This is a genomic window from Paraburkholderia fungorum (assembly GCF_900099835.1).
GTDB classification, from domain to species: Bacteria; Pseudomonadota; Gammaproteobacteria; order Burkholderiales; family Burkholderiaceae; genus Paraburkholderia; species Paraburkholderia fungorum_A.
Genome location: NZ_FNKP01000001.1, coordinates 3,502,240 through 3,529,185 on the forward strand (window position 1 = coordinate 3,502,240; position 26,946 = coordinate 3,529,185).

The 26,946-nt window shown below is 63.0% G+C and carries 25 protein-coding genes; 16 read left to right on the top strand and 9 right to left on the bottom strand.

Features of this window, described 5'->3' with window-relative positions; all coding sequences use genetic code 11:
* Positions 1–840, top strand: coding sequence for a uracil-DNA glycosylase (locus BLS41_RS15535; protein WP_074765957.1), 840 nt, complete (start codon positions 1–3; stop codon positions 838–840).
* Positions 841–981: 141 nt separating this feature from the next.
* On the opposite strand, the gene BLS41_RS15540 is transcribed toward BLS41_RS15535, so the two are convergent.
* The 5 genes from BLS41_RS15540 to BLS41_RS15560 form a co-directional block, all read right to left on the bottom strand.
* On the bottom strand, positions 982–1,578 hold the full coding sequence (locus BLS41_RS15540) for an FMN-dependent NADH-azoreductase (protein WP_074765959.1): 597 nt from the start codon (positions 1,576–1,578) through the stop codon (positions 982–984).
* Positions 1,579–1,732: 154 nt separating this feature from the next.
* Positions 1,733–3,523 carry a M61 family metallopeptidase gene (locus BLS41_RS15545; protein ID WP_074765961.1) on the bottom strand — a complete coding sequence of 597 codons (1,791 nt, stop codon included), beginning with the start codon at positions 3,521–3,523 and terminating at the stop codon, positions 1,733–1,735.
* 110 nt (positions 3,524–3,633) lie between these two features.
* Positions 3,634–4,359 (bottom strand): DsbC family protein, encoded by a 726-nt coding sequence (locus BLS41_RS15550; RefSeq protein WP_074765964.1) that lies wholly within the window; start codon positions 4,357–4,359, stop codon positions 3,634–3,636.
* Positions 4,360–4,479: 120 nt separating this feature from the next.
* Entirely contained in the window at positions 4,480–5,652 is a 1,173-nt protein-coding gene (locus tag BLS41_RS15555) for a UbiH/UbiF family hydroxylase (protein ID WP_074765966.1), read from the bottom strand.
* A gap of 131 nt (positions 5,653–5,783) precedes the next feature.
* On the bottom strand, positions 5,784–6,146 hold the full coding sequence (locus BLS41_RS15560; RefSeq protein ID WP_074765968.1) for a hypothetical protein: 363 nt from the start codon (positions 6,144–6,146) through the stop codon (positions 5,784–5,786).
* Positions 6,147–6,525: 379 nt separating this feature from the next.
* On the opposite strand from BLS41_RS15560, the gene ychF reads away from it, so the two are divergent.
* From ychF to BLS41_RS15600, 8 genes are all read left to right on the top strand, one after another.
* Positions 6,526–7,620 (top strand): redox-regulated ATPase YchF, encoded by a 1,095-nt coding sequence (gene ychF, locus BLS41_RS15565; RefSeq protein WP_046567635.1) that lies wholly within the window; start codon positions 6,526–6,528, stop codon positions 7,618–7,620.
* A 237-nt stretch (positions 7,621–7,857) separates the two neighbouring features.
* On the top strand, positions 7,858–9,183 hold the full coding sequence (gene ugpB / locus BLS41_RS15570) for a sn-glycerol-3-phosphate ABC transporter substrate-binding protein UgpB (protein ID WP_074765970.1): 1,326 nt from the start codon (positions 7,858–7,860) through the stop codon (positions 9,181–9,183).
* 89 nt (positions 9,184–9,272) lie between these two features.
* Positions 9,273–10,157 carry a sn-glycerol-3-phosphate ABC transporter permease UgpA gene (gene ugpA, locus BLS41_RS15575; protein WP_074765972.1) on the top strand — a complete coding sequence of 295 codons (885 nt, stop codon included), beginning with the start codon at positions 9,273–9,275 and terminating at the stop codon, positions 10,155–10,157.
* Positions 10,154–10,999: a sn-glycerol-3-phosphate ABC transporter permease UgpE gene (gene ugpE, locus BLS41_RS15580; protein ID WP_074765974.1), complete on the top strand. Its 846-nt coding sequence runs from the start codon at positions 10,154–10,156 to the stop codon at positions 10,997–10,999. Before ugpA ends, ugpE begins: the two co-directional genes overlap by 4 nt.
* Before the next feature lie 68 nt (positions 11,000–11,067).
* On the top strand, positions 11,068–12,156 hold the full coding sequence (locus tag BLS41_RS15585) for a sn-glycerol-3-phosphate import ATP-binding protein UgpC (RefSeq protein ID WP_074765976.1): 1,089 nt from the start codon (positions 11,068–11,070) through the stop codon (positions 12,154–12,156).
* A gap of 56 nt (positions 12,157–12,212) precedes the next feature.
* A complete protein-coding gene (locus BLS41_RS15590; protein WP_074765979.1) occupies positions 12,213–12,524 on the top strand; it encodes a DUF3761 domain-containing protein in 312 nt (103 codons plus the stop codon).
* Between the two features lie 276 nt (positions 12,525–12,800).
* Positions 12,801–14,465, top strand: coding sequence for an energy-dependent translational throttle protein EttA (gene ettA, locus BLS41_RS15595; RefSeq protein WP_074765981.1), 1,665 nt, complete (start codon positions 12,801–12,803; stop codon positions 14,463–14,465).
* Between the two features lie 299 nt (positions 14,466–14,764).
* Complete coding sequence (locus BLS41_RS15600; protein WP_074765983.1) at positions 14,765–15,895, top strand: DUF748 domain-containing protein; 1,131 nt, start codon at positions 14,765–14,767, stop codon at positions 15,893–15,895.
* Between the two features lie 70 nt (positions 15,896–15,965).
* Here the strand turns inward: BLS41_RS15600 and BLS41_RS15605 are convergent, their stop codons facing one another.
* The 3 genes from BLS41_RS15605 to BLS41_RS15615 form a co-directional block, all read right to left on the bottom strand.
* A complete protein-coding gene (locus tag BLS41_RS15605; protein ID WP_074765985.1) occupies positions 15,966–16,589 on the bottom strand; it encodes an HAD family hydrolase in 624 nt (207 codons plus the stop codon).
* 64 nt (positions 16,590–16,653) lie between these two features.
* The gene (locus BLS41_RS15610) at positions 16,654–18,468 is read right to left on the bottom strand and encodes an aminopeptidase P family protein (RefSeq protein WP_074765986.1); all 1,815 of its coding nucleotides are present in this window, start codon (positions 18,466–18,468) and stop codon (positions 16,654–16,656) included.
* A 19-nt stretch (positions 18,469–18,487) separates the two neighbouring features.
* Positions 18,488–18,742, bottom strand: a complete 255-nt coding sequence (locus BLS41_RS15615; RefSeq protein ID WP_074765988.1) for a hypothetical protein — start codon at positions 18,740–18,742, stop codon at positions 18,488–18,490.
* 200 nt (positions 18,743–18,942) lie between these two features.
* Here BLS41_RS15615 and BLS41_RS15620 point away from each other — a divergent pair, with 200 nt between their 5' ends.
* The 7 genes from BLS41_RS15620 to BLS41_RS15650 all read left to right on the top strand — a co-directional run bounded on the left by BLS41_RS15620 (position 18,943) and on the right by BLS41_RS15650 (position 25,086).
* Complete coding sequence (locus tag BLS41_RS15620) at positions 18,943–19,653, top strand: response regulator transcription factor (protein ID WP_074765990.1); 711 nt, start codon at positions 18,943–18,945, stop codon at positions 19,651–19,653.
* A 63-nt stretch (positions 19,654–19,716) separates the two neighbouring features.
* Positions 19,717–21,003, top strand: a complete 1,287-nt coding sequence (hemA, locus tag BLS41_RS15625; RefSeq protein ID WP_074765992.1) for a glutamyl-tRNA reductase — start codon at positions 19,717–19,719, stop codon at positions 21,001–21,003.
* A 126-nt stretch (positions 21,004–21,129) separates the two neighbouring features.
* A complete protein-coding gene (gene prfA, locus BLS41_RS15630) occupies positions 21,130–22,212 on the top strand; it encodes a peptide chain release factor 1 (RefSeq protein WP_074765995.1) in 1,083 nt (360 codons plus the stop codon).
* Positions 22,213–22,223: 11 nt separating this feature from the next.
* A complete protein-coding gene (gene prmC, locus BLS41_RS15635) occupies positions 22,224–23,081 on the top strand; it encodes a peptide chain release factor N(5)-glutamine methyltransferase (protein WP_074765998.1) in 858 nt (285 codons plus the stop codon).
* 96 nt (positions 23,082–23,177) lie between these two features.
* Entirely contained in the window at positions 23,178–23,489 is a 312-nt protein-coding gene (grxD, locus tag BLS41_RS15640) for a Grx4 family monothiol glutaredoxin (protein WP_074766000.1), read from the top strand.
* 56 nt (positions 23,490–23,545) lie between these two features.
* Entirely contained in the window at positions 23,546–24,145 is a 600-nt protein-coding gene (locus BLS41_RS15645) for a UbiX family flavin prenyltransferase (protein WP_074766002.1), read from the top strand.
* Positions 24,146–24,300: 155 nt separating this feature from the next.
* A complete protein-coding gene (locus tag BLS41_RS15650; RefSeq protein WP_074766004.1) occupies positions 24,301–25,086 on the top strand; it encodes a DODA-type extradiol aromatic ring-opening family dioxygenase in 786 nt (261 codons plus the stop codon).
* A gap of 122 nt (positions 25,087–25,208) precedes the next feature.
* On the opposite strand, the gene BLS41_RS15655 is transcribed toward BLS41_RS15650, so the two are convergent.
* Positions 25,209–26,804, bottom strand: a complete 1,596-nt coding sequence (locus BLS41_RS15655; protein ID WP_074766006.1) for an APC family permease — start codon at positions 26,802–26,804, stop codon at positions 25,209–25,211.
* Between the last annotated feature and the right edge of the window lie 142 nt (positions 26,805–26,946).

Here is a 26,946-nt window from a genome sequence, read left to right on the forward strand (position 1 = left end):
ATGACCTCCGCCTCCCGTACCCGCTCCAGTTCGTCGCAAGCTTCCTTGTTCGACGACGCCTCCGCCGCGCCGGCCAATGCAGATGCGCAACCGCAGTCGTCTGCGGCCGCTGGTTCGCCGCCGCCCACGCTCGAAGCCCAATTCGCCGCGCTGCCGCCCGCTTGGCGCGCGCATCTGAAGCCGTTCATCGACAGCGATGCGTACGCGCCGCTGTGCCGTTTCGTCGACGGTGAGCGCGCGGCCGGCAAAACCGTTTATCCCGCCGATGTTTTCCGCGCGCTGCGCCTGACCAGCCCCGACGAAGTGAAAGTGGTGATCCTTGGCCAGGACCCGTATCACGGCGAAGATCGCGGCACGCCGCAAGCGCACGGACTCGCGTTTTCCGTCGCGCCGAACGTGCGCACGCCGCCGTCGCTGCGCAACATCTTCAAGGAAATCGCCGCGACTCTCGGCCACGAAACGCCGCGCCACGGTTGTCTCGACACGTGGGCCAAACAGGGTGTGCTGCTGCTGAACACAGTGCTGACCGTCGAACGCGATAGCGCGGCGAGTCACGCGAAACGCGGCTGGGAAAAATGCACGGACACGCTGATCCACGAACTGGCGATGCGTCACGACGGCCTCGTGTTCATGCTGTGGGGCGCGCATGCGCAGGCCAAGCGCGCGCTGCTCGGCGGGAAATCGCATTACGTGCTGGAGGCGCCGCATCCGTCGCCGCTGTCGGCGCACCGAGGCTTTCTCGGCTGCGGGCATTTTGTGAAGGCTAACGACTATCTCGTCGAGCATGGCCGTCAGCCAATCGACTGGCGTCTGCCCGACGAAGCGCAAATGCTCGCGTAACTGCACCTTCGCGAAACCCAGCCCGGCACCCATCGCGCCGCAAAAACAAAACGCCACGAATTCACATTCGTGGCGTTTTTTCATTCAACCGCAAATCGAACGCCGTCCGCCGCGTCGACGCGCCGGCCGGTGGATCAGAACTTACGCGGCGGCGATCGCTTCACGCGCGGCAGCCAGAGCGGCGCCAGCAGCGTCCGGGCCCATGTTCAGGCCTTCAGCGTAGATGAAGTTCACATCGGTCATGCCGAGGAAGCCGAGGAAGCTCGTCAGATACGGCGTCTGGCTGTCGTTCGGCGTGCCGAGATACTTGCCACCGCGTGCCGACACGACGTAGACCTTCTTGCCCTTCACGAGACCTTCCGGGCCGTTCGCCGTGTACTGGAACGTGATGCCGGCACGCGCGATGAAGTCGAAGTACGTCTTCAGTTGCGACGAGATGCCGAAGTTGTACATCGGTGCGCCGATCACGACGATGTCGGCGGCTTGCAGTTCGGCGATCAGCGCTTCGCTGCGGGCAGCGATCGCAGCCTGTTCGGCCGTGCGCTGGTCTGCCGGCGTGAAGAACGCGCCGAGCACGGCGTCGTCCAGATGCGGCAGCGGCTCAGCTTGCAGATTGCGGACGACGACTTGCGCGCCCGGATTCGATTGTTGCAGCTTTGCGGTCAGCTCGTTGACGAGCAGCGTCGAGTTCGCGCCTTGCGAGCGGGCTGCCGAGTTGATTTGCAGGATCGTGGTCATGGTTGACTCCAGAGTGGGGCGCGCAGTGTTGCGCGAGTGGAGCCATTGTGTTTTTTTACCGATCCGGGAAAAAGCCATCCGGCGGCGACGGATTGTTGCACTGGTAGGACAATCCGCCGCCGTCGCCGCTAATGAATAGCGGCCGGAATGACGGTCAGCTTGCCAGCCACGCGTCGCGAGCCTTGCGCGCCGCCGCCCGTTTGTCGCTGACGGCGAGCTTGTAGCGCTGTACTTCAGGCCCGTCCAGCTTGACTTGTGCGGTACGCAGCTCGTCGCGGCGGAACGCGTGAATCTCCACTTTCGCACCCGGCTGATAACGCGACAGCAGTCCGTCAAGATTCGAGCCGGTCACGCGCAGGCCGTCGAGCGCGATCAGCACGTCGCCCGCCGACAGCCCGGCTTTTTGTGCGGCGCTGCCTTCGTGGACAGCGGCCAGCGTGCAATCCGCGCCGCCGCGCAGACGCGCGCCGAGCGTCGGCTTGCCGCTCTTGTCGAACTCAGGCGTCAGCGAAACGCCGAGCGGTGCGAGCAATGTGTCGAGCGGCAGATCGCGCGTGCCGTGCACGCCTTCGGCGAACAGTTCGCCGAGCTCCGCGCCGGTTGCTTCGGCGAACAGCGCCTCGATCTCGCTTTCTTCGACGCCGACCGGCTTGCCGCGATAGAAGTCGCGGCCAAAGCGCTGCCACAGCAGACGCATCACGTCATCGAGCGATTTGCGGTTGTTGGTTTGCGCGCGAATCGTCAGATCGAATGCGAGCGCGACCAGCGAGCCTTTCGTGTAATAGCTGACGATCGCGTTCGGCGCGTTTTCATCCTGCCGATAGTATTTGACCCACGCGTCGAACGAGCTTTCGGCGACGGTCTGCTTCAGACGGCCGCTGCCGCGCTGCACGCCGCCCACCACCTTGCCGAGCAGGCCGAAATAGTCGTCCTGCGAGATCAGGCCGCTACGCACGAGGATCAGGTCGTCGTAATAAGACGTGAAGCCTTCGAACAGCCACAGCAGCGACGTGTAGTTTTCGACGCTCAGGTCGTACGGCGCGAACACGGCGGGCTTGATACGCTTCACGTTCCACGTGTGGAAGTATTCGTGGCTGCACAGGCCGAGGTAAGTCCGGTAGCCTTCGCTGGCGGCGTCGCGGCCCTGCACCGGCAGGTCGCCGCGATTGCAGATCAGCGCGGTGGATGCGCGATGCTCCAGCCCGCCGTACCCATCGGTCACGGCTTGCGTCATGAACACATAGCGGTCGACCGGCGCTTTCTTCGTCTTCGGTTCGAACAGCGCAATTTGCGCTTCGCAAATACGCTTCAGGTCGGCGGACAAGCGCGCCATATCCAGCCCGACCACCCGTCCGGCGATCACGATATCGTGCGGCACACCATGCGCGCTGAACGTCGCCAGAGCGAATTCGCCGAGTGTCACCGGATGGTCGATCAGTTCGTCATAGTTCTGCGCGCGATATTCACCGAAGCCGTAGCGCTTCGTGCCGCGCGCTTCCGGCAATGCGGTCGCCACACGCCAGCCGCGATACGCCGCGCCTTCCGGCTTCTGAATATCCACGACGCACTGCGCCTCCTCATGACCGAGCGGCGACAGAAACACGCTCGTGCCGTTGAAAAAGCCGGTCGTATCGTCGAGATGCGCGGCACGCACCGACATGTCCCATGCATACACCTCGTAGCGCAACGTCAGCGCGCCTTTGACCGGCGCGGCCTGCCACGTGTGCTTATCGGTCTTTTCGACGCGCACCTTGCGGCCCGCTTCGTTGGTCGCGCGCAGCGTGACGATGTTGCGCGCGAACTCGCGCACCATGTAGCTGCCTGGAATCCACACCGGCAGCATGAAACGCTGACCGGCCGGATCGGGATCGGCGACGGTCACGATGACTTCGAACAGATGGGCGGCAGGTTGCTTCGGAACGATGGTGTAGCGGATCGGCTTCATCGGCGGCGGAATTGGATGTTGAGAGATTGACTTGAGGCGGGGAGATTCGGAGTCTTGATGCGAAAGGAGGCGCCCTGCGCGCCTCCTTGTCCTCACTATGTACCGCGTGCTCAATGCACCGCGGACATTTCCTTGTCCAGACGGTCGGCCGGCACCGCGCCCGGCAGACGGCGGCCGTCGGCGAGGAACACGGTCGGCGTGCCGTCGACGTTCATCGCGTGGCCGAGCGCGAGGTTCTTGTCGATCGCGGCGGTGTCGCACGTGCCGGCGGCGGTCGGCGCCTGATGGTCCTGCATCCACGATTCCCAGGCCTTCGCGCGATCCGTCGAGCACCAGATCGACTTCGACTTGGCGGTCGAATCCGGCGACAGAACCGGGTACAGGAACGTGTAGACCGTCACGTTATCGAGCGATTTCAGCGACGTTTCGAGCTGCTTGCAATACGGGCAGTTCGGATCGGAGAACACGGCGATCTTGCGCGCGCCGTTACCCTTCACGACCTTCACCGCATTCGCGAACGGCAGGCTCGCGAAGTCGATGCGGTTGGTTTCCGACAGACGAGCTTCGGTCAGATTCTTGCGGGTCTTCGCGTCGACCATGTCGCCGAGCAGCAGGTAATCGCCGTTGGCGTCGCTATAGACGATTTGCGTGCCGAGGTTCACTTCATACAAGCCGGCAATCGGCGACTTCGTGATGCTCTTGATCGTCACGTCAGACAAACGCGTTTGCAGCGTGGCTTTGAGCTTGTCGGTGGCCTGGTCGGCCTGGGCGGAGCAGCCCAGCGTGACGGCAGCGATCGCCAGCGCGGCGGCTACCATGCGGAAGGTCTTTTTCATGCTGAATTCCTGAGTTCAATCGCGTGAATTACGCGTTTTCAGACGTTTCCGATCTGACCGGAACGGCGTCGATCCGTTCATGATACCTGTGTCGCCAGCCGCGGCTGACGCGCCTCTGGTTTATCCCAACGCAGCCGACACCAGCCAGCGCTTGATGAACGGCTGCGCGCCGACGAAGGCCATGCCCGTGTTGCGCAGAACCTTCGCAAACGGTCCGGGGACGGAGAAGAGTTTTTGCAGACCGTCGGTGGCGACCATCAGCGCGCGAATGTCTTCGCGGCGCGCGCGTTCGTAGCGGCGCAGCAGCACCGTGTCGCCGAGATCGCGGAACGACTCCTTGCCCGCGACCGTTTCGGCAAGCGCGGCAACATCGCGCAAACCGAGGTTCATGCCTTGCCCCGCCAGAGGATGAATCAGATGCGCGGCATCGCCGACCAGCGCGACACGCGGCGCGACCAGCCTGTCCACCGTTTGCAACGCGAGCGGGAAACCTTGCGCGGGCGTCACGCATTCGAGCGCGCCGAACTGCTCGCCGGTCACGCGTTCCACCTCGGCGGCAAGCTGCGCGGGATCGAGCGCGAGCAGTTGCTCGGCGTGCTCGGTACGCGCCGACCAGACTAGCGACAGATGGCCATCCGGCATAGGCAGCAGCGCGATGATCTCGCCGTCCTTGAACCATTGGTAGGCGGTTTCGCCGTGCGGCCTGCCCGCCTTGAAATTGGCGACCACGCCGGTTTGCTTATAGTCGCGCCGATCCATCTTCGAGCCGATTTGTGCGCGCACCCATGAATGGGCGCCGTCCGCGCCGACCAGCAGATCAGCTTCGATCACGTTGCCGTTGGCGAGGCCGACGCTCGCGCTTTCCGGCGTGAAGTCGAGCGCCTGAGCGCGGGTGTCGATCCAGGTGAGATTCGGCTGAAAGCGCAGCGCGGCGTCGAGCGCGCGTTCGATTACCGACGACTCGACGATCCACGCGAGTTGCGGCACCGAAGCCTGAAAGGCGGAAAAATGCAGTTCGGCGTGCGCGTCGCCGTAGACGCGCATGTCGTAGACCGGGCCGAGCCGTGGCAGATCGAGCGCCTGCCAGACCCGCAAGCGTTCGAGCAACGCCTGCGAACTCGACGACAACGCGTAGACCCGCGAATCGAAAGACGCGCCGGCGGGCAACGGTGCGCAAGCTTGCGCGAGCAGCGCCACGCGCAGTCCGCCTTGCGTGAGCGCCAGCGCCGCGGTCTTGCCGACGAGCCCGCCGCCGATCACGGCGGCATCAAAGGTCTGGTGATGTGCGTTCATCCGCGCATTATAGCTGCGGGGGGTGCGAGGGACGGATCGACCCACACGCCATTTGCGCGTTCGCAAATGGCGTGTGGGCGTGCAACGGAGCCTTTAAATGCGGGACTTGCGGCGAGGTCCCGCAACGGCCGCTAATGCGAGCCCGCTGCCATCGCTGCATTCGATTCGCGCAGCCTCGCGAAATCGGGATCGGCTTGCAAGGTGCGCCAGGCGCTCGCTTCGAGTTCGGTTTTGCGATCGCGCTGATCGCCCCGCACGGCGCAGTCCGGGAAATAGCGGTCGTAGACATGCCACAGCGTGTCGAGATCGTTCCTGTCGGCGGATTGGGCGATGGTCGCCCGATCTTCTTTCGTCAGACGGCCTGTCAGGCAATCGACCGTTTGCCGGTCCGAATTCGCCTGGGCCTCGTCGAAGCCCGTCGACAGCCACGTCGCGGCCGCGCTGGCGACTATCACGACGGCCAAACCAACCCCCACCCATCCGATGATTTTCACGCTGCGCCCCCCTGTAAAGGGCTCTGGCGGCCCCGGTTCGGCGATTCTACAGGGGTCGCACGAAATCGTCAGAAGGATGCAATAAGGTTCCGGCGACGATCCGGGCGGCCTTGTCGGCGCTGCGCCCCGCCGCCGGTTCGCGCCCATTCGGGCGCAATGCGCGCGAGTTCCTCGCCGGGCACCGGCCAGCCGATCCGAACGGGTTACAATTGCGCTTTCCGTGACAAAACTCGCACTCAATCGTTGAGCCAACGCCCCGATTCGGTGACTTGTCCCGCTCCGCTGCGTTTGCCGCCGCCACGCCACCGCGAAGGCTTTTCGAATCCCGCACACAGCGTCGAGCACATCACGCAACTTACTGATTCATCGAAGGATTTCCATGAGCCTCAAATGCGGCATCGTCGGCCTGCCTAACGTCGGCAAGTCCACCCTGTTCAATGCGCTGACCAAGGCGGGCATCGCCGCCGAAAACTATCCGTTCTGCACGATCGAGCCGAATGTCGGCATCGTCGAAGTGCCGGACGCGCGTCTGAAGGCGCTCGCCGAAATCGTCAAGCCGGAGCGCATCCTGCCGGCCGTGGTGGAATTCGTCGACATTGCCGGTCTGGTCGCGGGCGCGAGCAAGGGCGAAGGGCTCGGCAACCAGTTCCTCGCGAACATCCGCGAAACGGATGCGATCACGCACGTGGTGCGCTGCTTCGAAGACGACAACGTGATTCACGTCGCGAACAAGGTCGATCCGCTGTCGGACATCGAAGTCATCAACACCGAACTCGCGCTGGCCGACCTCGCCACCGTCGAAAAGGCTTTGACGCGCTACTCGAAGGCCGCCAAGTCGGGCAACGACAAGGAAGCCGCGAAGAACGCCGCCGTGCTGGAAAAGGTCCGCGCGCAACTCGACCAGGCCAAGCCGGTACGCGCGCTCGATCTGTCGGATGAAGAAAAAGCCACGCTCAAGCCGTTCTGCCTGATCACCGCGAAGCCGACCATGTACGTGGCGAACGTCAAGGACGACGGTTTCGAAAATAACCCGCACCTCGACGCCGTAACGAAATTCGCCGCCGCCGAAGGCGCGCCGGTCGTGGCCGTGTGCGCGGCGATCGAAGCCGAAATCGCCGACCTCGACGAAGCCGACATGGAAGTGTTCCTCGCCGACATGGGCATGGAAGAGCCGGGCCTGAACCGCGTGATCCGCGCGGGCTTCAAGCTGCTGGGCCTGCAAACCTACTTCACCGCAGGCGTGAAGGAAGTGCGCGCATGGACGATCCATATCGGCGACACGGCACCGCAGGCGGCCGGCGCGATTCACACCGACTTCGAGCGCGGCTTCATTCGCGCGCAGACCATCGCGTTCAACGACTTCATCACCTACAAGGGTGAACAAGGCGCGAAGGAAGCGGGCAAGATGCGCGCGGAAGGCAAGGAATACGTCGTTCACGACGGCGACGTGATGAACTTCCTGTTCAACGTCTAAGCCGCGTGATTGCGCGACGGCCAACGGGTCGTCGCAGCAAATTGTGCGTTCAGAAAGCCCGCTTTTATAGCGGGCTTTTTTCATTTCCGGCGCAGCGCCCGCCCGTTCCCCGTCATTTCCGTTTCCTGACAGCCGATGCTACATTGCGGCTTCCGATGACCGCCGTCGTACTGTCATCGAGCATAAATAGAATCGCGCGATCCGCATTCGCGCCCGTTCCGATCAGGAGACACAACGATGAGTTGCAAGCCGCTGTTCCGTTCACTTTCCGTCGCTGCCGTGTTGAGCTTCGGCATCAGCCAGGCGGCTCATGCCGCGACCGAAATCCAGTTCTGGCACGGCATGGAAGCCGCGTTGGGCGAACGTCTGAACGACATTGCCAACGCGTTCAACGCATCGCAGAGTGACTACAAGATCGTCCCGGTCTTCAAAGGCACGTACGACCAGACTCTCGCCGCAGGTATCGCCGCTTATCGCAGCGGCAACGCGCCGGCCATTCTGCAGGTCTACGAAGTCGGCACCGCCACGATGATGCAGGCGAAGAAAGCCGTCATTCCGGTCACCGAAGTGTTCAAACAAGCAGGCGTGCCGCTCGATCAGAAGGCCTTTGTGCCGACCATCGCCAGCTATTACAGCGACTCGAAAACCGGCGAGCTGATCTCGATGCCGTTCAATAGCTCGACGCCGGTGCTCTACTACAACAAGGATGCGTTCAAAAAGGCCGGGCTCAATCCGAACCAGCCGCCCAAAACCTGGGCCGAGTTGCAGGTCGACGCGCAGAAGCTGAAAGCGTCGGGTATGTCGTGCGGTTACTCGTCGGGCTGGCAAAGCTGGATTCAACTGGAGAACTACAGCGCATGGCACGCCGCGCCGTTCGCGTCGAAGAACAATGGGTTCGACGGCCTCGACGCGCAACTCGAATTCAACAAGCCGCTACAGGTCGCGCACATCCAGTTCCTGCAGAACATGGCGAAGGAAGGCACGTTCACCTACGTCGGCCGCAAGGACGAACCGGTCTCGAAGTTCTATAGCGGCGATTGCGGGATCATCACGAACTCGTCGGGTTCGCTTGCCACGATCAGGAAGTTCGCGAAGTTCAGTTTCGGCACCGGCATGATGCCGTACGACGCGAGCGTGAAGGGTGCGCCGCAGAACGCAATTATCGGCGGGGCGAGTTTGTGGGTGCTGTCGGGCAAGGACCCTGCCGTCTATAAAGGCGTGGCGAAATTCCTCGCGTATCTGTCGTCGGCGCCGGTGGCCGCGAAGTGGCACCAGGACACGGGCTATCTGCCGGTCACCACCGCCGCGTACGACATGACCCGGCAACAGGGCTTCTACGACAAGAACCCCGGCAGCGACACCGCCATCCGTCAGATGCTCAACAAGCCGCCGCTGCCGTACACGAAGGGTCTGCGTCTGGGCAACATGCCGCAGATTCGCACGGTCATCGACGAGGAACTCGAACAGGTGTGGGCGCAGAAGAAGACGCCGCAACAGGCGCTCGACTCGGCCGTGGCACGCGGTGACGACTTGCTGCGCCGCTTCGAAAAAGCGGGTAACTAGCCAGGCGCTCGCCTGCACGAGGCGCGGCGCACTCATCTGCGCCGCGCCCCGATCAAGGTCGCTGCATTCCCTGGGAGTTCCCAACAAAAATGGAAAAGCGCTCCAGCTTCGGCACCAGCCTGCTGCCCTACCTGCTCGTCGCGCCGCAACTCGCGATCACGCTGCTGTTTTTCTTGTGGCCCGCAGGCGAGGCGCTCTGGCAGTCCACGCAAACGCAGGACGCATTCGGCACGTCGAGCGAGTTTGTCGGGCTTGCCAACTTCAGGCAGCTCTTCGCCGATCCGCTTTATCTGTCGTCGTTCTATACGACGCTGATCTTCTGCACACTCGTGACCGTGTCGGGACTGGCCATCTCGCTGCTGCTCGCGGTATGCGCCGATCGCGTGACGCGCGGCGCGCGCATCTATCAGACGCTGCTGATCTGGCCTTATGCAGTCGCGCCCGCGATTGCCGCCGTGCTGTGGTCGTTCCTGTTCAATCCGAGCATCGGCCTGGTCACCTATACTCTGGCGAAATACGGGATCGTGTGGAATCACGCGCTGAATGCAGGTCAGGCGATGTTCCTGGTGGTGCTCGCGTCGGTCTGGAAACAGGTCAGCTATAACTTCCTGTTCTTCTACGCCGGTTTGCAGGCCATTCCGCGTTCGCTGATCGAAGCGGCTGCAATCGACGGCGCGGGTCCGGTGCGCAGATTCTTCGGTATCGCTTTGCCGCTGCTTTCGCCGACCAGTTTCTTCCTGCTCGTCATCAACATCACGTATGCGTTTTTCGATACGTTCCCCGTCATCGATGCAGCTACCAGCGGCGGCCCCGCTCAGGCAACCCGCACGCTGATCTACAAGATCTTCGCCGAAGGCTTCCAGGGACTCGACATCGGCAGTTCAGGCGCGCAGTCGGTGGTGTTGATGGTGATCGTCGTCGCGCTGACAGTCGTGCAATTCCGCTTTATCGAACGCAGGGTTCAATACTCATGATCGAGAACCGGCGCGGCTTCGACCTCTTCTGCCACGCGGTGCTGCTTGTCGGCGTCGTGCTGGTGGTGTTTCCCGTGTACGTGGCGTTCTGCGCGGCCACGATGAGCGAGCACGAGGTGTTCAGCGTGCCGCTGTCGCTGGTGCCGGGCACGCATCTGTTCGAGAACATCGCGACCGTGTGGACGCACGGCAGCGGCAACGCGGCGGCGCCGTTCGGCCGCATGCTGCTCAACAGCCTCGTGATGGCGCTGGTGATCTCGATCGGCAAGATCGCGGTCTCGATGATCTCCGCGTACGCAATCGTCTACTTCCGTTTTCCGTTCCGCAATCTCGCGTTCTGGCTGATCTTCGTCACGCTGATGCTGCCGGTCGAAGTGCGGATTTTCCCGACCGTTCAAGTCGTTTCGTCGATGCATCTGAGCAACACGTACAGCGGTTTGACGCTGCCGCTGATCGCGTCGGCCACCGCGACGTTTCTGTTCCGCCAGTTCTTCATGACGCTGCCGGACGAATTGATGGAAGCGGCGCGCATCGACGGCGCGGGGGCGATGCGCTTTTTCTGGGACGTGGTGTTGCCGCTGTCGAAAACGAACATGGCCGCGCTGTTCGTGATCACGTTCATTTACGGCTGGAATCAATATTTGTGGCCGATCCTGATCACGAGCCAGCAGTCGCTGATGACGGCCGTGGTCGGCATCCGCAGCATGATCGCGTCCGGCGACACCGCGACTGAATGGCATCTGGTGATGACCGCGACCTTGCTCGCGATGCTCCCGCCGCTCGCCGTCGTGCTGACGATGCAGCGCTGGTTTGTGCGCGGGCTGGTGGACTCGGAAAAGTGACCGGCGGCGACGCAATCGCGGCGCGTGTCGCGTCAGGAATCAAGCAAGCAAACAAAGGCTAAAACCGCATGGCTGCACTGACTCTGCAACGCGTTAAGAAAACCTACGACGGCAAACAGTTCGTGCTGCACGGCATCGACGTGGACGTCGCCGACGGCGAATTCGTCGTGATGGTCGGACCGTCCGGCTGCGGCAAATCCACGTTGCTGCGGATGGTCGCGGGACTCGAACGCATCTCCGAAGGCAGCATTTCCATCGCCGGAAAGGTGGTCAACGAGCTGGAGCCGAAGGACCGCAACATTGCGATGGTGTTCCAGAACTACGCGCTTTATCCACATATGAGCGTGGCCGAGAACATGGGCTACGCGCTGAAGATCGCCGGCGTCGAAAAAGCGCAGATCGCGAAGCGCGTGCAGAACGCCGCGCAGATTCTCGAACTCGAAGCGCTGTTGCAACGCAAGCCACGCGAGTTGTCCGGCGGACAACGGCAGCGGGTTGCGATGGGCCGCGCGATCGTCCGCGAGCCGGCGGTATTTCTGTTCGACGAACCGCTATCGAATCTCGACGCGCGTCTGCGCGTGCAGATGCGCCTCGAAATCCAGCGCCTGCATGCGCGGCTTGCGACGACGAGCCTGTACGTCACGCACGACCAGATCGAAGCGATGACGCTGGCGCAACGCGTGATCGTGATGAACAAGGGTCACGCGGAACAGATCGGCGCACCGACCGAAGTCTACGAGCGGCCGGCCACGGTGTTCGTCGCGAGCTTTATCGGCTCGCCGGGGATGAATCTGCTGGAAGGCCGCATATCGGATGACGGCGCGACGTTCGATGTCGCCGGCAACGGCCCGAAACTTCCGCTAACGGGTGCGGCCGCGATCGGCAATGAAGTCGCCCGAGGCCGCGAATGGACGCTCGGCATTCGTCCGGAGCACATGAGTCCGAGTCAGGTGGACGTGGCTCACGCGACTCTCACCGTCGATTCGTGCGAGCTGCTCGGCGCGGACAACCTCGCGCATGGCCGCTGGGGCAAGCACGATGTGACGGTGAGATTGCCGCATGCGCATCGGCCTAAAACGGGCGACGCGTTGCAGGTGGCACTGCCCGCAGCGCATCTGCATTTCTTCGACCCGGCGACGGGACGGCGGGCGAATTGAGGTTTCGCTAAGCGCGTAAGCCAGAAAAAATCAGAACAACAACGTCATCCATAACAATGAAAAATATCGCCGCCAAAACCGTCCGCTTCTGCTGCGCCGCTGCTTTGGCGATGCTATTCGGCGTGTCGTCCGGGGCCGCGTTTGCGTACGCCGCGCCGGCCCCCGGCTCGGATTCCGGCGAAGCCGACCTCAGCAATCACAATACATACACCAACCGCGACGGCAACACCGTCCACGCGCCGGCCCGCTCGCTGTCCGGCAAAGCGCCGGAAGGCGCAAGCGCACGCTGTCGCGACGGCACCTACAGCTTCAGCCGACACCGCAGTGGTACATGCTCCCGGCACGGCGGCGTCGCGGACTGGCTTTGAGCTTTGAGGCTTCGAGCTTCGGGCAGGGGCTTCGAACCCCGAAGCCCCCGCCCCAAAACCAAAGCCCCTGCCGCCCCACCCTCACCCCGAAGTACAATGCCAGCTGAACCACCCGCCCGCGCGCGGGGCGTCGCTGAGTCCGACGCCGCGCTCGATACCGCGCCGGCCGGCGCCAGGCACTCCGCCTGGCTTGAGCACCGCTAATACCGATTACCCATCCACCCCACGACTGCCCGCCCCCGCGCGGCCGGCGTCGTCAACGTCTATTGCAAGCAAATGGCCCAATACGTCTTTACCATGAACCGGGTCGGCAAAATCGTGCCGCCCAAGCGTCAAATCCTGAAAGACATCTCGCTGTCGTTTTTCCCCGGCGCGAAGATCGGCCTGCTCGGCCTGAACGGCTCGGGCAAGTCGACGCTGATCCGCATCATGGCCGGTGTGGACAAGGACATCGAAGGCGAAGCCACGCCGATGCCGAACCTGAACATCGGCTATCTGCCGCAAGAACCGCAGCTCGACCCGAACCAGACGGTGCGTGAAGCGGTCGAGGAAGGTCTCGGCGACGTGTTCAACGCGCAGAAGAAGCTCGACGAAATCTACGCGGCCTACGCCGAGGAAGACGCCGACTTCGACGCGCTCGCGGCCGAACAGGCGAAGTACGAAGCGATTCTGGCGACGTCGGACGGCAACGCCGAACAGCAGATCGAAATCGCCGCCGACGCACTGCGCCTGCCGGCCTGGGACGCGAAGATCGAGCATCTGTCGGGCGGCGAAAAGCGCCGCGTCGCACTGTGCAAGCTGCTGCTCGAAAAGCCCGACATGCTGCTGCTCGACGAACCGACCAACCACCTGGACGCGGAATCGGTCGACTGGCTCGAACAGTTCCTGACGCGCTTCCCGGGTACCGTCGTCGCCGTGACCCACGATCGCTACTTCCTCGATAACGCCGCCGAGTGGATTCTCGAACTCGACCGCGGCCACGGCATTCCGTGGAAGGGCAACTACAGCAGCTGGCTCGATCAGAAGGAAGAGCGCCTGAAGCAGGAAGAGTCGTCGGAATCGGCGCGTCAGAAGGCGATCAAGAAGGAACTGGAGTGGGTGCGCCAGAACCCGAAGGGCCGTCAGGCGAAATCGAAGGCGCGTATCGCCCGCTTCGAGGAACTGAACAGCCAGGACTACCAGAAGCGCAACGAAACGCAGGAAATCTTCATCCCGGTCGGCGACCGTCTGGGCAATGAAGTGATCGAGTTCAAGAACGTCAGCAAGTCGTATGGCGACCGTCTGCTGCTCGACGACGTCAGCTTCAAGATTCCGGCGGGCGCGATCGTCGGCATTATCGGGCCGAACGGCGCCGGTAAATCGACGCTGTTCCGCATGCTGACCGGCCGTGAACAGCCGGATTCGGGCGAAATCGTGCAAGGTCCGACCGTCAAGCTCGCTTACGTGGATCAAAGCCGCGACGCGCTGGACGGCTCGAAGACCGTGTTCGAAGAAATCTCCGGCGGTGCGGACGTGCTGACGGTCGGCAAGTACGAAACGCCGTCGCGCGCATACATCGGGCGCTTCAACTTCAAGGGCGGCGACCAGCAGAAGGTCGTCGGTAACCTGTCGGGCGGTGAGCGCGGCCGTTTGCATCTGGCGAAGACGCTGATCGCGGGCGGCAACGTACTGCTGCTGGACGAACCGTCGAACGACCTCGACGTCGAAACGCTGCGCGCGCTCGAAGACGCGCTGCTCGAATTCGCGGGCTCGGTGCTGGTGATTTCGCACGATCGCTGGTTCCTCGACCGGATCGCGACGCACATCCTCGCGTTCGAAGGCGATTCGCAAGTGACGTTCTTCGACGGCAACTACCAGGAATATGAAGCGGACAAGCGCGCGCGTCTCGGCGAAGAGGCTGCGCGTCCGAAGCGTCTGCGTTACAAGCCAATCGCGCGTTGATTGTAGGGCTGGCGGCCCTGCCCGAGTTTGGGCGGGCCGCTTCGCTCAAGTAGTTTTGCGGGCTGAATCTGGTGGTCGACATGGACCGTGAGAGACGGCCCGTTTTGTATTGGACTCATCGGGCCATCATTGCGGCTTGCCTCAACGGAATGGCGGCAATGGGTGCCAGGGCACATGCATTGCGTGCCACCGCGTGATACATGTCGTGATGCTCGCGGAACGCCGTATTCCGCGAGAACTAAAACGCCGCAAAACCGGCCAGAGCCACACCACGCACAACGTGATGACGAGGAGAAAACATGGCGATGTCGAAGGGCAAGCGCTGGTTGATCGCCGTGGGCGGCGTCCTGCTGGTGCTGGTTGTCGGGGTGCTCGGCGCGCTCCAGTTCGCACAGTGGGAAGTCAAGGAACGCGTGATCGCTGCCCTCGGCCCGCTCGGCAGCGCCGAGAACATCGACGTCGGCCTGACCTCGGTTCATCTCACGAACGTGCTTCTCAAACCGCCGCCCGGCTGGCCGGCCGGCGATCCGCTGCGGGCGGACGAAATCACCCTCACCCCCGATATCCGCGATCTGCTCGCGCGGCGCATCCACATCCGCAGCGTGGTGGTGCGCGGGTTCGACATGGCCGTGCTGCGCACGAAGGACGGCTCGCTGAATCTGCTGCCGAATCTGCGCGAATCGGTCAACAAATCGGATCAGGAAACGAACGGCGCCAGCGGCGCGGAACCGACCACGCCGCGCGAAAAGCAGATCGACCAGATCCGTTTCGAGCAGGGCAAATTCCATTTCTACGACATGACAGTCGGGCCGCCCGCGTTCAAGGTGACGGTTAGCAATGCGAATGCGACCGTCGGCAATATCCATTTGCCTGAACTCACCGAGCAGACCACCGTCGACGTCAGCGGCTCGATCAAAGGGCCGACGCATACGGGCACGGTGTCGTTCGGCGGCTGGATCAGGATCGCCAGCAAGGATTCGCAGACCACCAGCAAACTGCGCGGCATCGATATCGTGATGCTCGATCCGTATCTGCTGAAAAAGGCTGGGGCCAAGGCGCAAATCAACGGCGGCACGGTCGATCTGACGGTCGAGTCGACGGTGCGCAACTATCAGTTGCACGCGCCCGGCAGCGTGACGGTCCACAACCTGCAACTCGCCGACAGCGACAATCCGCTCGACACGTTCATGTCGATCCCGACCAAAGCCGCCGTTGCCGCCCTGAAGTCACACAACGGCGACATCACGCTGCATTTCGTGCTGGACGGAGATTTGCGCGATCCGAAATTCTCGGTGCGCGAAGGCATCATGAAACGACTCGGCGCCGGCTTCGCGAAGGAGTTGGGCGTGAGCGTGGAAGGTGTGGCGAAAGGCGCTGGCGAAACGGTGAAGGGTTTGGGGAACGCGTTGAAAAATTTGCTGGGACAGTGACGATTGTCAGTTGTCGAGGCGGCCGGGCAGTGAGATTGCCTGGCCGACGCCTCTTACGTCAACTGCGCGCTCAAACCGGCAGCCCCAGCTCCCGCAGCTTCGCTTCGGTCTGCGCGGCATTCGTGTGATGCACGCCATGCCAGCCAAGCGCGGTCGCGGCTTGCGCGTTCTTCAGGTTGTCGTCAATGAAAACCAGTTCGGCGGCCTGAATGCCAGGCATCTGCAACTCGATCCGCTGACGCATCTCCGCGAAAATCGCCGGATCGGGTTTCACCAGCTTTACCCGCCCCGACACGACGATGTCGCGAAACCGCCGCAACACCGGGTAGTGCTCCCACGCATACGGAAAAGTCTCGGCCGACCAGTTGGTCAGCCCGAACAGCGGCACATCGGCGGCCTCGAGCTTTTCCATGATCGCGACCCCCTCTTCCAGCACGCCCGCCACCATCTCATGCCAGCGTTCATAGAAAGCGCGGATCAAGGGTTCGTGATCGGGAAACTTCGCGATCAGCTCGTCGGTGGCTTCGACAATCGGCTGACCGCCGTCCTGGCGGATCACCCAGTCCATCGAGCAGACGTGAGTGAGAAACCAGCGGCGCTCCGTTTCGTCGGGAATCAGCTCGCGGTACAGATACTCGGGACTCCAGTCGATCAGCACGCCGCCGAAATCGAACACGACTGCCTTGATGGCCATGCGCTCTCCGTAAAGTCAGTTGCCTGCCAGCCGCCGCCCCACCGCGAGCGGATCGGGTTCAGATTCAGATGGGTTGTGTGCGCAACTCCAGCCACGCAAGCGCGTCGCCCGACACATGCGGCGACAGACGTGTGCGCACCGTTTCGTGATACGCGTTAAGCCACGCACGCTCATCGTCGCGCAGCAGCGACAGGTCGAGACAGCGCGTGTCGATCGGGCAAAGCGTCAACGTTTCGAACTTGAGAAAATCGCCGAATTCGGTTTTCCCGGCCGCCACATTCAGCACGAGGTTTTCGATCCGCACGCCCCACTTGCCCGGCCGGTAAATACCCGGCTCAACAGACGTGATCATGCCTTCTTCCATCGCGGTCCACGGTTCAGCGGGCGCGTAGTGCGAGATCACCTGCGGGCCTTCGTGCACATTCAGGAAATAGCCGACGCCATGACCGGTGCCGTGCCCGTAGTCAGCGCCCGCTTCCCAGATCGGCGCGCGGGCGATGGCGTCGAGCATCGGCGAGCGGATGCCGCGCGGGAATTGCGCACGCGACAACGCCATCGTGCCCTTCAGCACGATCGTGAAATCGCGCCGCTGCGCTTCGCTCGGGGTGCCGACCGGCACGACGCGCGTGATGTCGGTCGTGCCGCTCAGGTATTGCGCGCCGGAATCGATCAACAGCAATCCATCGCCTTCGACCACCGAATGTGATTCTTCGGTCGCGCGGTAATGCGGCATCGCGCCGTTCGCGTTGAAACCGGCGATCGTCGCAAAACTTAGCGAGACAAAGCCCGGACGACGCGCTCGCGCCGCCGTCAGCTTTTCGTCGATGGTCAATTCGGTGATCGTCTCGCGGCCCAGCGCGCTTTCGAACCACGCGAAGAATTCGGCCAGCGCCGCGCCGTCCTGCTCCATCGTCGCGCGCACGTGGGCGGCTTCGGCCTCGGTCTTGCACGCCTTGAAGAACGTGGACGGATTGACGGCCTCCACCACCTTCACGGTCGACGGCACCGGTTGCAGCGAGCCATAAGTGATGCGGCGCGGGTCGATCAGCAACGTGCTGCCGCCCGGCAATGCGGCAAGCGCGTCGGCCGCTTTTGCATACGGCTCGACTTTGATGCCGTCGCGCGTGAGCGCCGCGGCCAGCTCTGGCGAAACCTTGCCGTCTGCAACAAACAGCGACGCACCATCGACACCGATCAGCGCGTGCGCGACAAACACCGGGTTATAGCTGACGTCGGCGCCGCGCAGATTCAGCAGCCACGCGAGGTCGTCGAGCGTGGAAATGAAGTGCCACTGCGCGCCTTTGTCGGCCATCGCGCGACGAATCTGCGCCAGTTTTTCCGAACGCGCGACGCTGGCATGCGGCGCCGCGTGTTCGAACACAGCCTCAGCAGGCAACGACGGACGCTGCGGCCAGATTGCGTCGAACAGATCGACGTCGGTGCGCAGCTTCACGCCGCGCGCGTTCAGCGCCTGGGTCAATGCCCGCGCCGCCGCCACGCCGAGCACCGCTCCGTCGACACCCACCGTGCCGCCCTCCGCCACGTTTTGCGCGAGCCAGTCGAAGTGCGGCGCGGTTTGCTGGCCGCCTGTCATCTTCATGAGCTGGACGCCCGTTCCGGCCAGCTGCGCGTTGGCCTGCTCCCAGTAGCGGCTGTCGGTCCAGACGCCTGCGAAATCGGCGGTGACGACCAGCGTGCCAGCCGAACCGGTGAAGCCCGACAGCCATTGCCGGCCCTGCCAGCGCCCCGGCAGATACTCAGACAGATGCGGGTCGGCGGACGGTACCAGATAGGCGGCCACGCCCTCGCGCGCCATGGCGTCGCGCAAAGTCGTCAAACGTTCGGGGATGGAGGAAGTTTCGGGGAGTCGGGCATTCATGGGAGTCACCTGCAAGTATTCATCGACGGGAAAGCAAGCCGACCGTCACGGCAACGGCGAACAACGCAACGGCAGCGCAGACCGGCCATTCGAGCGTATCACCATCATGGAAAAGACCGGTCACATTGCCGGCCATGCGCGCGACGGCCGCGCCCAGAACGCCGGCCAGCAGCGCGAGCCACCAATGGGCACGGCTCGACCGGCGCAGCGGATGCAACCACCAGCCGGCGAGACCAATGACGACGCCGAGTACAACGATGCCGGGCCATCCCATTAGCGGTCAACCTCGCGCAGTTTCAGATTTGTCTCATGGGCGCAGAGGGCCAAGACGTCTAGCATTTTTGTCTCATTAACTTTGAAGTTCGGCACGGCGCTTTCCGCATAGCGGTTGAGTTTAGGGGTCGGGGTGATGTTAGGCAAGCCGTCAGCCTTCGGCCAAGCCTTCCCCGGTCATTGCCAGGCTGACACCGCGCCATGCGAATCGCTCTAATCGAACCCGACGTGCAGCATGCCCGAGCGATCGACCGGCTGGTCTTTGCCGGCGGCCATGTGTGCCAGCACTTCACCGCAAGCGCTCCATTTCTGCAGAGCGCGCAGACCGACTTCTTCGATCTTCTCATCACCGAAAACTGGGCCGGCGACCATTGCGCCGAAGACGTGATTCCGCTGGCCCGCGCAATCCTGCCGGATTTGCCGGTCATGGTGCTGATGGCCGCGCCGCGCGAAAGCCAGATTGTCGCCGCCTTGCACGCCGGCGCCGACGACTGCCTGAACAAACCGGTGCGCGGCCCGGAAATGCTGGCGCGCATCCACGCGCTGATGCGTCGCGCGGGGCTACGGCGACCGCCCAACCGGCGGCGGGATGTGATCGGCGGCTATTCGTTCGACGCCGCGCATTTCGCGGTCGCCTTCCGTGACCAGACGGTTATCCTGACGCCCAAGGAATTCCGGCTGGCGCTACTGCTGTTCAGCAATCTCGCGCGGCCCGTTTCGCGCGTACATATCCTCGAAGTCGTCTGGACACGTGGCCGCGACGTACCGTCGCGCACCGTCGACACCCACGTGTCGCGCGTACGCAGCAAATTGCAGTTGCGCGTCGAGCTCGGCTATTGCCTGACGCCGCTTTACGGCTACGGCTATCAACTCGACCCGGTTCCGCTCGAGACTCCCGCCGAGACCGCGTGACGGCTCGAGGATGTGGAAATCGTGGAAACGCTATAATATTGGGCTAAACCATAGTGCCCCCAAATGCAGCTTCTAACGATCGGAATCAATCACCACACTGCGCCTGTCGCCCTGCGCGAACGCGTGGCGTTTCCGCTCGAACAGATCAAGCCTGCACTGGACACATTCAAAGGCGTCTGGCTCGGCCGCACCGCCCGCACGGCGCCTGAAGCGGCAATTCTTTCCACGTGCAATCGCACTGAGCTTTACTGCGTCACCGACGACCAGGCCGCGCGCGAAGCCGCGATCCAGTGGTTTTCGAAGTACCACAATCTCCCCATCGACGAACTCGCGCCGCACGTCTACGCACTGCCGCAGTCTGAAGCGGTGCGCCATGCGTTCCGCGTCGCGTCGGGGCTCGATTCAATGGTGCTCGGCGAAACGCAAATCGTCGGACAAATGAAGGATGCGGTGCGCACCGCATCCGAAGCCGGCGCGCTCGGTACGTATCTGAACCAGTTGTTCCAGCGCACCTTCGCGGTCGCGAAGGAAGTACGCAGCACGACGGAAATCGGCGCGCAGTCGGTTTCGATGGCGGCCGCGGCCGTCCGGCTCGCACAGCGCATCTTCGACAAGATTTCGAACCAGCGCGTGCTGTTCATCGGCGCGGGCGAAATGATCGAGTTGTGCGCGACCCACTTTGCCGCGCAGCATCCGCGTGAACTGGTGGTCGCAAACCGTACCGCCGAGCGCGGTTCGCGGCTTGCCGAGCGCTTCAACGGCCGCGCTATTCCGCTGTCGGAACTGCCGTCGCGCATGCATGAATTCGACATCATCGTGTCGTGCACGGCGTCCACGTTGCCGATCATTGGGCTCGGCGCGGTCGAGCGCGCGGTGAAGGCGCGTCGTCACCGGCCCATTTTCATGGTCGACCTGGCCGTTCCGCGCGACATCGAGCCCGAAGCCGGTCAGCTCGAAGACGTGTTCCTTTACACCGTCGACGACCTCGGTGCGATCGTCCGCGAAGGCAATGCTTCGCGGCAAGCCGCGGTCGCGCAGGCCGAAGCGATCATCGAAACGCGCGTGCAGAATTTCATGCAGTGGCTCGACGCGCGCAGCATCGTGCCGGTTATCCGCCACATGCATACGCAAGCCGACGTGCTGCGCCGCGCCGAAGTCGAGCGTGCGCAGAAAATGCTCGCGCGTGGCGAAGATCCGGCTGCGGTGCTCGAAGCGTTGTCGCAGTCGCTCACCAATAAGCTGATCCACGGTCCCACGCATGCGCTCAATCACGCGAGCAGCGAAAGCCGTGACACGCTCATCGAACTGATGAGCGGTTTTTACAAACACTCCGGTTCCACCGAGCGTTAGCGGCGCAGCCTGCGCCGCGCTGTCCGCGCCTCGCACGAGTGGCGCGCGACGTGCTTCTGACAGGGCATCTGCCCACTCCCCTAGTCGCCGTCCCGCGGAGTCCGCTCCGATACCGATACCCGTCCGATGAAAACGAGCATGCAACGCAAGCTCGACCAGCTCACCATAAGGCTGGCCGAACTGAACGACCTGTTGAGCCGCGAGGACGTCACCTCGAATCTCGACCAATACCGCAAGCTGACGCGCGAACACGCCGAGCTTGGGCCGGTGGTCGAGCATTACGCGCTGTGGCGCAACGCGATGAACGATGCGGAAACCGCGCAGGAACTGCTGACGGACGCGTCGATGCGCGATTTCGCGGAAGAGGAAATTCGCGCGGCGCGTGACCGGATGGAGCAACTCGGTGCCGAACTGCAGAAGATGCTGCTGCCGAAAGATCCGAACGACGACCGCAATATCTTCGTCGAAATTCGTGCGGGTACGGGCGGCGACGAGTCAGCGCTGTTCGCGGGCGATCTGCTGCGGATGTATTTGCGCTATGCCGAGCGTAATCGCTGGCAGGTCGAAATGATGTCGGCGAGCGAATCGGACCTCGGCGGCTACAAGGAAGTGATCGTGCGGATCGCGGGCGAAGCCGCCTATTCGAAGCTGAAGTTCGAATCCGGCGGACATCGCGTGCAGCGCGTGCCCGCCACCGAAACTCAGGGCCGGATTCACACGTCGGCGTGCACGGTGGCTGTCATGCCTGAAGCCGATGAAATCGGCGAGGTCGAGATCAATCCGGCCGATCTGCGTATCGACACGTTCCGCGCGTCGGGCGCGGGCGGTCAGCACATCAACAAGACCGATTCGGCGGTGCGCGTCACGCACTTGCCGACGGGGATCGTCGTCGAATGTCAGGACGACCGCTCGCAACACAAGAACAAGGATCGCGCGCTGAAGGTGCTCGCCGCGCGCATCAAGGACAAGCAGTCGCACGAGCAGCAGGCGAAGGAAGCCGCGACGCGCAAAAGTCTGATCGGTTCGGGCGACCGTTCCGAGCGGATTCGTACGTATAACTTCCCGCAAGGACGGCTGACCGATCACCGGATCAACCTCACGCTGTATCGCCTCGACGCGATCATGGACGGCGATCTGGACGAACTGATCGCGGCGCTCGTCAGCGAGCATCAGGCCGAGTTGCTGGCTTCGCTGGGCGACGCGGACTGACCGGCAAGCCGATGACTTCTGCCACTCCGGTCACGCCCGCCGCGCTGTTGCGCGGCTCGCCATTGCCGCCGCTCGAAGCGCGGATTCTGCTCACACACGTGCTCGGCTGGCGGCCCACGCAGTTGATTACCCGCAGCGACGAAGCGCTCGATGCCGCGAATGTTGAGCAATTCCGCGCGCTCGAAGCCCGGCGCGTGGCCGGTGAGCCTGTCGCGCAACTGGTCGGCGCACGCGAGTTTTTCGGGCTGGATTTCGAGGTGACGCGCGACGTGCTGATTCCGCGTCCCGAAACCGAATTGCTGGTCGAAACCGCGCTGGCTGCCATGGAGGGCATTTCGCGTCCGCGCGTGCTCGATCTCGGCACTGGCACGGGCGCAATTGCCGTGGCGATTGCGTCGATGCGGCCCGACGCACAAGTCTGGGCGCTCGACCGTTCGGCCGAAGCGCTGGCGGTTGCCACACGCAATACGGTCCGTCTGCTGGATGCAAAACGGCCGGGGGGCGCTGTCGCGTTGAGCCGGAGCGACTGGTACGACTCGCTCGATCCGGCGTTGCGCTTCGACGTGATCGTCAGCAATCCGCCGTATATCGCGGACGGCGACCCGCATCTGTCGGAAGGCGATCTGCGCTTCGAACCGCGCGGCGCGCTTACCGACGAAGCCGACGGCCTCAGCGCGATCCGCAAAATCGTCGCTGGTGCGACCGCGCGGCTCGCCGCCAACGGCGTCCTGTGGATCGAGCACGGTTACGATCAGGCCAAAGCCGTCCGCGAACTGCTGACGGCGCAATGCTTCGCGCAGGTTCGCTCGGAGCGCGATCTCGCCGGAATCGAGCGGATCAGCGGCGGCCGCGTGAGCGCTGCCGCCTAGAACCGGCGGATCTCAAACCGGCCCTCGGCCGGCCGAAGCGAAATCCGCTATCATTTCAGCCTATTCCCTACACATCACGGAACCGCAAGGTCAGTCATGGATACGCAACAACGCATCAAGCAAATCGTCGACGAAAATAACGTCGTCCTCTTCATGAAGGGCACGGCCCAGTTTCCGATGTGCGGCTTTTCCGGCCGTGCCATCCAGATCCTGAAGGCATGCGGCGTCGGCGAAATCAAAACCGTCAACGTCCTCGAAGACGACGAAGTCCGCCAGGGCATCAAGACGTTCTCGAACTGGCCGACCATTCCGCAGCTCTACGTGAAGGGCGAGTTCATCGGCGGCTCGGACATCATGATGGAAATGTACGAATCGGGCGAACTCCAGCAGCTGTTCGCCGCGGCCTGATCGGCCTCGTCCGGACGTTTGTTCCCCCCGCATTTCCCGATAAGGCGCCGCGAGCCATGGAAACACGCGCTGCGGCGCCCCGCCGGCTGATCGTCGCGATCACCGGTGCAACCGGCGCCATCTACGGCATCCGGCTGCTTGAAACGCTGCGCAGGCTCGGCGGCGTCGAGAGCCATCTGCTGATTTCGAGCGCAGGCTGGCTCAATATCCAGCACGAACTCCAGTTGAGCAAAGAAGACGTGCATCCGCTCGCGGATGTCGTCCATTCTGTGCGCGACGTCGGCGCGAGCATCGCGTCCGGCTCGTTTGCCACCGACGGCATGGTCGTCGCCCCCTGTTCCATGCGAACGCTCGCAAGCGTCGCACATGGCTTTTCGGACAACCTGATCACCCGCGCCGCCGACGTCACGCTGAAAGAGCGCCGCCGGCTCGTCCTGCTTGTGCGCGAAACGCCGTTCAACCTCGCGCATCTGCGGAATATGACGGCGGTGACCGAAATGGGTGGCGTGATTTTCCCGCCCCTGCCTGCTTTCTACAATCAGCCCACCTCAATCGATCAGATGGTCGACCACACCGTCGCACGCGTGCTGGATCTATTCGCGCTCGGACCCGCGTTGTCGCCTGCCTGGGCTGGGTTGCGCGGTCCTCAGGAATAACGGGCCGACCGATTCTGGTCGGAATCAGCGAGCGCCGATTAATAACAACGGCGACACAATCAATTCTGATTTCGCCCGTTTATCAAACCTCAGTGTGGGCCTATATTGGTAGCAACCCCACTTCTGCGCCGCATTCACGCGGCTGCGTTGCTGCCATGAACCGCCTTCCTTCGCTTTTTCTTTCGCACGGCGCGCCCACGCTGCCGATCGATCCGTCCATGCCGTCCGCCGAATTCGGCTCGCTGAGCGCCCAGTTGCCGCGCCCGGAGTCCATCCTGATGCTGTCGGCCCACTGGGGCACGGCGCAGCCCGTGGCGAGCACGTCAACGGCCCCGGAGACCATTCACGACTTCTATGGCTTTCCGCGTCAGTTGTACGAGATCCAATATCCGGCTCCCGGGGCGCCCGACGTTGCGCGCCGCGCCGCCGCGCTGCTCGGCGACAACGGCATCCTCGCGGATGTCCAGCCGCACGGGCTCGACCACGGCGCGTGGGTGCCGATGCTGTTGATGTTCCCGCACGCCGACGTGCCCGTCGCCCAGTTGTCGATCCAGCCGCACATGGACGCCGCGCACCACTTCCACGTGGGCCGCGCGCTGCGTGCGCTGAAGGACGACGGCGTGATGGTGATCGGCTCCGGCCAGATCACGCACAATCTGCGCGCCGCCGATTTTTCAGCGCGTCCGGAAGACGCCGATCCGCGTGTTACGGAGTTCACCGACTGGTTCGAAGACAGGCTCGCCGCGCACGACGTCGACGCGCTGCTGGACTACCGCCGCCAGGCTCCGCACGCGGTGCTGATGCATCCGACGGACGAACATCTGCTGCCCGTCTTCGCTGCGCTAGGTGCCGCCGACGACGATTATTCGCTCGGCATCCAGTCGCTCGGCACGTTCCAGCGGTCGCTGGCCATGACGAACTACGTGTTCGGCACCGCCTGACCGACGCCGCCGCGCGAGCCGTCGGCAAACAAAAAGCCCGCCTGAGCACAAACTCAGGGGGGCTTTTTTTATCCGCCGACTCTAATCAGGAGCCGGCATCCAGCATTCGGCGCAGCAAAAAGTTAATGCGCGCCCATGCCTTCGAGCACTTCGTCGTGCGTCTGACGCTCTTCGAGGTATTCCGAGCGGTAGCCGCTCTGGACGCCCCAGTAGTAGAACACCAGCGCGAAAGCGATCACCACCACCATGTCCCAGCCGTACGGCAGGATGCCGAAACCGCCGAACTCCTTGCTGCCGATCAGCGACAACACCGCCATCACCGGCAGATACGCGACCAGCCACCACGCCGCCTTCAGATCGCGGCCCCAGCCGGCAAAACCCGACTTCGCCTGGAAGTAGAAGTACACCGGCAACGCGACGACCATCAGCAGAATGATTTCGCCGGTGAGCGGCCACTTAGCCCAGTACAGGATCAGCGACGCGCACGTGAACGCGAACGGCGCAATCACCTTCATGCCGACGATGTGCAGCGGACGATCGAGGTCAGTCGCCGCGCGGCGCAACGCCATCAGGCTGATCGGGCCCGTCAGGTACGAGATCACGGTCGCGACCGAAATCACGGCCGCCAGCGAGCTCCATCCACGGAAGAAGAACAGGAAGATGAACGACACCAGCAGGTTGAACCACATAGCCTGACGCGGTACGCCGTAGAACGGGTGCACGTTGCCGAACATCTTCGGCATCGTGTTGTTGCGCTCCATCGCGTAGATCATGCGGGTCGTGGTCGCCATGTACGTGGTACCCGTGCCGCTCGGGCTGACGAATGCGTCGACATACAGCAGGATCGCGAGCCAGTTCAGGTTCAGCGCAATCGCCAGTTCCGCGAACGGCGACGCGAAGTTGAAGTGACTCCAGCCCTTCATCACGTCGGTCGGGTTCACCGCGCCGATATAGGCGATCTGCAACAGCACGTAGATCACCAACGCCAGCAGAATCGAGCCGATCACCGCGAACGGCACGCTCTTGGCCGGATTACGCGCTTCACCCGCGAGGTTGATCGGGCTCTGGAAACCGTTGAACGCGAACACAATGCCGCTCGTGGCAACCGCCGTGAATACCGACGACCAGCCGTACGGCGCGAAGCTGCTCGCTTCACCGAAGTTTTCCTTGTGGAAACCCGTCAGCATCAAGCCGAGGATCGTCGCGCCAGGAATCAGGAACTTGAAGATCGTGATCGCCGAATTGGCGCGCGCGAACAACTTCACGCCCCAGTAGTTCAGCAGGAAGTAAATGATCACGAGACCCGCGGACAGTAATAACCCGTTGGTCGTTAATGACCCATTCACGAATAGCGCATGCGCCCATGGATAGGGCCACGTACTCATATATTGAATGGATGCTTCAGCCTCGATTGGAATCACCGAGACAATGGCAATCCAGTTGGCCCACGCGCTGATAAAGCCAACCAGCGCGCCATGCGAATAGCGCGCGTAACGCACCATCCCGCCGGATTCCGGGAACATTGCGCCGAGTTCGGCATAGGTCAACGCAATCGCGAGAATCACGACTGCGCCGATAATCCACGCACAAATGGAAGCCGGACCTGCAATTTTTGCGGCCTTCCACGCGCCGAACAGCCAGCCCGATCCGATGATCGAACCCAGGCCGGTCAGCATCAGCGCGAACGGCCCGATGTTCCGTTGTATAGAACTTTTCACGTCTTCTCCTGTTTCAGAACCATGTCGGCACCGCGTGACATCGCTTGGGGCGCTGGAGACGGGGTGACGCGCATGCATGCGCGACGGGTTCCATTCTAGACAGGTGCAACCGACGCGCGGCGCGTAGTTTAACGGTTGCACC

Excerpts from the sequence above, each read along its gene's own strand:
- BLS41_RS15645 (WP_074766002.1), top strand. The coding sequence starts at position 23,546 with ATGGAAACACGCGCTGCGGCGCCCCGCCGGCTGATCGTCGCGATCACC.
- BLS41_RS15555 (WP_074765966.1), bottom strand. The coding sequence starts at position 5,652 with ATGAACGCACATCACCAGACCTTTGATGCCGCCGTGATCGGCGGCGGG.
- BLS41_RS15610 (WP_074765986.1), bottom strand. The coding sequence starts at position 18,468 with ATGAATGCCCGACTCCCCGAAACTTCCTCCATCCCCGAACGTTTGACG.
- grxD (WP_074766000.1), top strand. The coding sequence starts at position 23,178 with ATGGATACGCAACAACGCATCAAGCAAATCGTCGACGAAAATAACGTC.
- BLS41_RS15615 (WP_074765988.1), bottom strand. The coding sequence starts at position 18,742 with ATGGGATGGCCCGGCATCGTTGTACTCGGCGTCGTCATTGGTCTCGCC.
- ugpE (WP_074765974.1), top strand. The coding sequence starts at position 10,154 with ATGATCGAGAACCGGCGCGGCTTCGACCTCTTCTGCCACGCGGTGCTG.
- BLS41_RS15590 (WP_074765979.1), top strand. The coding sequence starts at position 12,213 with ATGAAAAATATCGCCGCCAAAACCGTCCGCTTCTGCTGCGCCGCTGCT.
- BLS41_RS15650 (WP_074766004.1), top strand. The coding sequence starts at position 24,301 with ATGAACCGCCTTCCTTCGCTTTTTCTTTCGCACGGCGCGCCCACGCTG.
- prmC (WP_074765998.1), top strand. The coding sequence starts at position 22,224 with ATGACTTCTGCCACTCCGGTCACGCCCGCCGCGCTGTTGCGCGGCTCG.
- BLS41_RS15535 (WP_074765957.1), top strand. The coding sequence starts at position 1 with ATGACCTCCGCCTCCCGTACCCGCTCCAGTTCGTCGCAAGCTTCCTTG.
- ettA (WP_074765981.1), top strand. The coding sequence starts at position 12,801 with ATGGCCCAATACGTCTTTACCATGAACCGGGTCGGCAAAATCGTGCCG.
- BLS41_RS15605 (WP_074765985.1), bottom strand. The coding sequence starts at position 16,589 with ATGGCCATCAAGGCAGTCGTGTTCGATTTCGGCGGCGTGCTGATCGAC.
- ugpA (WP_074765972.1), top strand. The coding sequence starts at position 9,273 with ATGGAAAAGCGCTCCAGCTTCGGCACCAGCCTGCTGCCCTACCTGCTC.
- BLS41_RS15545 (WP_074765961.1), bottom strand. The coding sequence starts at position 3,523 with ATGAAGCCGATCCGCTACACCATCGTTCCGAAGCAACCTGCCGCCCAT.
- BLS41_RS15585 (WP_074765976.1), top strand. The coding sequence starts at position 11,068 with ATGGCTGCACTGACTCTGCAACGCGTTAAGAAAACCTACGACGGCAAA.
- BLS41_RS15540 (WP_074765959.1), bottom strand. The coding sequence starts at position 1,578 with ATGACCACGATCCTGCAAATCAACTCGGCAGCCCGCTCGCAAGGCGCG.
- hemA (WP_074765992.1), top strand. The coding sequence starts at position 19,717 with ATGCAGCTTCTAACGATCGGAATCAATCACCACACTGCGCCTGTCGCC.
- BLS41_RS15620 (WP_074765990.1), top strand. The coding sequence starts at position 18,943 with ATGCGAATCGCTCTAATCGAACCCGACGTGCAGCATGCCCGAGCGATC.
- ugpB (WP_074765970.1), top strand. The coding sequence starts at position 7,858 with ATGAGTTGCAAGCCGCTGTTCCGTTCACTTTCCGTCGCTGCCGTGTTG.
- ychF (WP_046567635.1), top strand. The coding sequence starts at position 6,526 with ATGAGCCTCAAATGCGGCATCGTCGGCCTGCCTAACGTCGGCAAGTCC.
- BLS41_RS15600 (WP_074765983.1), top strand. The coding sequence starts at position 14,765 with ATGGCGATGTCGAAGGGCAAGCGCTGGTTGATCGCCGTGGGCGGCGTC.
- prfA (WP_074765995.1), top strand. The coding sequence starts at position 21,130 with ATGAAAACGAGCATGCAACGCAAGCTCGACCAGCTCACCATAAGGCTG.
- BLS41_RS15550 (WP_074765964.1), bottom strand. The coding sequence starts at position 4,359 with ATGAAAAAGACCTTCCGCATGGTAGCCGCCGCGCTGGCGATCGCTGCC.